The following is a 5,742-nucleotide window of genomic DNA, read 5'->3' as shown; positions in this document are numbered from 1 at the left end:
GGGGCTGATTGCTTGAACGGGTTGGTTGAAAAAACTTCCTTCGAAGTTGACCGGATTGCAAAAAACGGTGCATAATCGAAGGCTGCGCTGAAACAGCTTCAGCGTCTTGCGGCGAAGGTTGCGGGATGCGACAAAAGAAGATGTTGAAAGCGAAAAAAGTTTGACGGTACTTAAAAAACCGTGATAGACTACAAGGCTTCGCTGATCGCAGCAAGTCAAACGAAGTAAACGATAAGTTGCTTTGTTGTTCGTTAAAAATTTACAGCCGATAAGCGTGGGCGTTTGAAGGTAATTGCGTAAGTTCTTCGGAACAAGTCGCAAGACTTAAAAACGCTCATGAGATAGAAGTGAAGTTCACTTTAATTCTTTTTTTATGAGTTTTGCCTGGCCGCGAGGTCAGGCGCAAAAATCAAGATCGAACTATAGAGTTTGATCCTGGCTCAGATTGAACGCTGGCGGCATGCCTTACACATGCAAGTCGAACGGCAGCGCGGGAGCAATCCTGGCGGCGAGTGGCGAACGGGTGAGTAATACATCGGAACGTGCCCAATCGTGGGGGATAACGCAGCGAAAGCTGTGCTAATACCGCATAAGATCTACGGATGAAAGCAGGGGATCGCAAGACCTTGCGCGAATGGAGCGGCCGATGGCAGATTAGGTAGTTGGTGAGGTAAAGGCTCACCAAGCCTTCGATCTGTAGCTGGTCTGAGAGGACGACCAGCCACACTGGGACTGAGACACGGCCCAGACTCCTACGGGAGGCAGCAGTGGGGAATTTTGGACAATGGGCGAAAGCCTGATCCAGCCATGCCGCGTGCAGGATGAAGGCCTTCGGGTTGTAAACTGCTTTTGTACGGAACGAAACGGTCTTTTCTAATACAGAAGGCTAATGACGGTACCGTAAGAATAAGCACCGGCTAACTACGTGCCAGCAGCCGCGGTAATACGTAGGGTGCAAGCGTTAATCGGAATTACTGGGCGTAAAGCGTGCGCAGGCGGTTATGTAAGACAGTTGTGAAATCCCCGGGCTCAACCTGGGAACTGCATCTGTGACTGCATAGCTAGAGTACGGTAGAGGGGGATGGAATTCCGCGTGTAGCAGTGAAATGCGTAGATATGCGGAGGAACACCGATGGCGAAGGCAATCCCCTGGACCTGTACTGACGCTCATGCACGAAAGCGTGGGGAGCAAACAGGATTAGATACCCTGGTAGTCCACGCCCTAAACGATGTCAACTGGTTGTTGGGTCTTCACTGACTCAGTAACGAAGCTAACGCGTGAAGTTGACCGCCTGGGGAGTACGGCCGCAAGGTTGAAACTCAAAGGAATTGACGGGGACCCGCACAAGCGGTGGATGATGTGGTTTAATTCGATGCAACGCGAAAAACCTTACCCACCTTTGACATGTACGGAATTCGCCAGAGATGGCTTAGTGCTCGAAAGAGAACCGTAACACAGGTGCTGCATGGCTGTCGTCAGCTCGTGTCGTGAGATGTTGGGTTAAGTCCCGCAACGAGCGCAACCCTTGTCATTAGTTGCTACATTCAGTTGGGCACTCTAATGAGACTGCCGGTGACAAACCGGAGGAAGGTGGGGATGACGTCAAGTCCTCATGGCCCTTATAGGTGGGGCTACACACGTCATACAATGGCTGGTACAAAGGGTTGCCAACCCGCGAGGGGGAGCTAATCCCATAAAACCAGTCGTAGTCCGGATCGCAGTCTGCAACTCGACTGCGTGAAGTCGGAATCGCTAGTAATCGTGGATCAGAATGTCACGGTGAATACGTTCCCGGGTCTTGTACACACCGCCCGTCACACCATGGGAGCGGGTTCTGCCAGAAGTAGTTAGCTTAACCGCAAGGAGGGCGATTACCACGGCAGGGTTCGTGACTGGGGTGAAGTCGTAACAAGGTAGCCGTATCGGAAGGTGCGGCTGGATCACCTCCTTTCTGGAAACAAGCAATTTAATTTAAACGCCCACACTTATCGGTTGTTGGAAGAAGTCGAAATCTTCATTGATTCTCGATTGGGTCTGTAGCTCAGCTGGTTAGAGCACCGTCTTGATAAGGCGGGGGTCGTTGGTTCGAGCCCAACTAGACCCACCAAATCTTCTGATTTCTCGTGTGAGAGTTTTGGGGGATTAGCTCAGCTGGGAGAGCACCTGCTTTGCAAGCAGGGGGTCGTCGGTTCGATCCCGTCATCCTCCACCAATAAATCGATACTTAAATTCAACACCAAAGCGGCTTTGTGCGTGAGCATGAGGCTTCTTTGTTGTTGATCGAGATCTCTTGATCAATCGGCTGTTCTTTAAAAATTCATAGAGTCGAATCAGCGTTGCTGATGGAAACTGCACATTCGTAAAGGTTTAGTGCAGACCGTGCCATCAGCAACATAGAATTTTTGATTGCGTCAAAAGAAACTTCAATTTCGAGTCAAATCGAATTTTGAATGTAACGGCATAACGCGTCAGGTGAAAGACCTGACATATTCCTTGAAATGATTTTGTGTTTTGCTGGAGAAATCCTGTGAGACGTCAAAGTTATAGGGTCAAGTGAATAAGAGCACGTGGTGGATGCCTTGGCAATGATAGGCGACGAAGGACGTGATAGCCTGCGATAAGCTTCGGGGAGCTGGCAAATTAGCTTTGATCCGGAGATTTCCGAATGGGGAAACCCACCGAAAGGTATCGCATAGTGAATACATAGCTATGCGAGGCGAACCGGGTGAACTGAAACATCTCAGTAGCTCGAGGAAAAGACATCAACCGAGATTCCGAAAGTAGTGGCGAGCGAAATCGGAAGAGCCTGTTAGTGATAGCACAAGACATAACGGAACAGTTTGGAAAGACTGGCCATAGCGGGTGATAGCCCCGTACGTGAAATGACCTGTGTGGTACTAAGCTAACGACAAGTAGGGCGGGACACGAGAAATCCTGTCTGAATATGGGGGGACCATCCTCCAAGGCTAAATACTCATCATTGACCGATAGTGAACTAGTACCGTGAGGGAAAGGCGAAAAGAACCCCGGGAGGGGAGTGAAATAGATCCTGAAACCGCGTGCTTACAAAAAGTAGGAGCCTCGTAAGGGGTGACTGCGTACCTTTTGTATAATGGGTCAGCGACTTACATTCAGTGGCAAGGTTAACCGAATAGGGAAGCCGTAGAGAAATCGAGTCCGAATAGGGCGATCAGTCGCTGGGTGTAGACCCGAAACCAAGTGATCTATCCATGGCCAGGATGAAGGTGCCGTAACAGGTACTGGAGGTCCGAACCGACTAGTGTTGCAAAACTAGCGGATGAGCTGTGGATAGGGGTGAAAGGCTAAACAAACTTGGAAATAGCTGGTTCTCTCCGAAAACTATTTAGGTAGTGCCTCAAGTATTACCATCGGGGGTAGAGCACTGTTTTGGCTAGGGGGTCATGGCGACTTACCAAACCAAGGCAAACTCCGAATACCGATGAGTACAGCTTGGGAGACAGAGCACCGGGTGCTAACGTCCGGACTCAAGAGGGAAACAACCCAGACCGCCAGCTAAGGTCCCTAAAATTGGCTAAGTGGGAAACGAAGTGGGAAGGCTAAAACAGTCAGGATGTTGGCTTAGAAGCAGCCATCATTTAAAGAAAGCGTAATAGCTCACTGATCGAGTCGTCCTGCGCGGAAGATGTAACGGGGCTAAGCCAGTTACCGAAGCTGCGGATTTGCAATTTATTGCAAGTGGTAGGAGAGCGTTCTGTAAGCCTGTGAAGGTGCGTTGTAAAGCGTGCTGGAGGTATCAGAAGTGCGAATGCTGACATGAGTAGCGTTAAAGGGGGTGAAAAGCCCCCTCGCCGTAAGCGCAAGGTTTTCTACGCAACGTTCATCGGCGTAGAGTGAGTCGGCCCCTAAGGCGAGGCAGAGATGCGTAGCTGATGGGAAACAGGTCAATATTCCTGTACCGTTATATAGTGCGATGTGGGGACGGATCTTAATAGGTCATCCAGTTATTGGATTATTCTGGTTTAGTTGGATGTAGGCGTGCATTAGGCAAATCCGGTGCACATATACCGAGGCCAACGATCGAGCGGACTTGTCCGTGAAGTGACTGAACGAGGTTCCAGGAAAAGCCACTAAGCTTCAGCTATATACGACCGTACCGCAAACCGACACTGGTGCGCGAGATGAGTATTCTAAGGCGCTTGAGAGAACTCAGGAGAAGGAACTCGGCAAATTGACACCGTAACTTCGGAAGAAGGTGTGCCCTATTAGTGTGTAGTGAACAACGAAGCATGAATGGGTTGCAAAAAATCGGTGGCTGCGACTGTTTATTAAAAACACAGCACTCTGCAAACACGAAAGTGGACGTATAGGGTGTGACGCCTGCCCGGTGCTGGAAGATTAAATGATGGGGTGCAAGCTCTTGATTGAAGTCCCAGTAAACGGCGGCCGTAACTATAACGGTCCTAAGGTAGCGAAATTCCTTGTCGGGTAAGTTCCGACCTGCACGAATGGCGTAACGATGGCCACACTGTCTCCTCCTGAGACTCAGCGAAGTTGAAATGTTTGTGATGATGCAATCTCCCCGCGGAAAGACGGAAAGACCCCATGAACCTTTACTGTAGCTTTGTATTGGACTTTGAACAGATCTGTGTAGGATAGGTGGGAGGCTTTGAAGCAGGGTCGCTAGATCTTGTGGAGCCAACGTTGAAATACCACCCTGGTGTGTTTGAGGTTCTAACCTAGGTCCATTATCTGGATCGGGGACAGTGCATGGTAGGCAGTTTGACTGGGGCGGTCTCCTCCCAAAGCGTAACGGAGGAGTTCGAAGGTACGCTAGTTACGGTCGGACATCGTGACGATAGTGCAATGGCATAAGCGTGCTTAACTGCGAGACTGACAAGTCGAGCAGATGCGAAAGCAGGACATAGTGATCCGGTGGTTCTGTATGGAAGGGCCATCGCTCAACGGATAAAAGGTACTCTGGGGATAACAGGCTGATACCGCCCAAGAGTTCATATCGACGGCGGTGTTTGGCACCTCGATGTCGGCTCATCTCATCCTGGGGCTGTAGCCGGTCCCAAGGGTATGGCTGTTCGCCATTTAAAGAGGTACGTGAGCTGGGTTTAAAACGTCGTGAGACAGTTTGGTCCCTATCTTCCGTGGGCGCTGCAGATTTGAGGAAGCCTGCTCCTAGTACGAGAGGACCGGAGTGGACACACCTCTGGTGTATCGGTTGTCACGCCAGTGGCATTGCCGAGTAGCTAAGTGTGGAAGAGATAACCGCTGAAAGCATCTAAGCGGGAAACTCGTTTCAAGATGAGATCTGCCGGGGCCTTGAGCCCCCTAAAGAGTCGTTCAAGACCAGGACGTTGATAGGTCAGGTGTGGAAGCGCAGTAATGCGTTAAGCTAACTGATACTAATTGCTCGTGAGGCTTGACCCTATAACTTTGATCATCAGATCAAGGTGTTATGCCAAGTTGACGCATTCAAAATACATTCAAGCAAGTGCAAGACAGTTGCACGCTGATTCCAAACTCTATGAATTCGCTTGATTGATCATGTGATCAGTCAAGCAACCCTTTATGCCTGATGACCATAGCGAGTTGGTACCACTCCTTCCCATCCCGAACAGGACAGTGAAACGACTCAGCGCCGATGATAGTGCGGGTTCCCGTGTGAAAGTAGGTCATCGTCAGGCTCTTACAGCCCAGAAAACCCCAGTCAACACTGACTGGGGTTTTTTGCTTTGCGTGGACGGTTT

1 protein-coding gene, 2 tRNA genes and 3 rRNA genes are annotated in these 5,742 nt (G+C 50.1%); 5 read left to right on the top strand and 1 reads right to left on the bottom strand.

Features of this window, described 5'->3' with window-relative positions:
• Positions 1-321 (bottom strand): hypothetical protein (locus ABIC90_RS27220; RefSeq protein ID WP_354359830.1); only part of this gene is annotated, 321 nt, incomplete at its 3' end.
• A 96-nt stretch (positions 322-417) separates the two neighbouring features.
• Between ABIC90_RS27220 and ABIC90_RS27215 the strand changes: the two genes are divergently transcribed.
• The 5 genes from ABIC90_RS27215 (at position 418) to rrf (ending at position 5,679) form a co-directional block, all read left to right on the top strand.
• Positions 418-1,952: ribosomal RNA gene (locus tag ABIC90_RS27215) — 16S ribosomal RNA — on the top strand.
• Between the two features lie 79 nt (positions 1,953-2,031).
• Positions 2,032-2,108: transfer RNA gene (locus tag ABIC90_RS27210), tRNA-Ile, on the top strand.
• A 29-nt stretch (positions 2,109-2,137) separates the two neighbouring features.
• Positions 2,138-2,213: transfer RNA gene (locus tag ABIC90_RS27205), tRNA-Ala, on the top strand.
• 335 nt (positions 2,214-2,548) lie between these two features.
• Positions 2,549-5,422: ribosomal RNA gene (locus ABIC90_RS27200) — 23S ribosomal RNA — on the top strand.
• 144 nt (positions 5,423-5,566) lie between these two features.
• Positions 5,567-5,679: ribosomal RNA gene (gene rrf, locus ABIC90_RS27195) — 5S ribosomal RNA — on the top strand.
• Together the 16S, 23S and 5S rRNA genes with 2 tRNA genes alongside form the textbook arrangement of a ribosomal RNA operon.
• Positions 5,680-5,742: the final 63 nt, after the last annotated feature.

The sequence above is a fragment of the Variovorax boronicumulans genome (genome assembly GCF_040544675.1).
Classification (GTDB): Bacteria; Pseudomonadota; Gammaproteobacteria; order Burkholderiales; family Burkholderiaceae_C; genus Variovorax; species Variovorax boronicumulans_D.
This window is presented reverse-complemented; position numbering and strand designations above follow the sequence as displayed.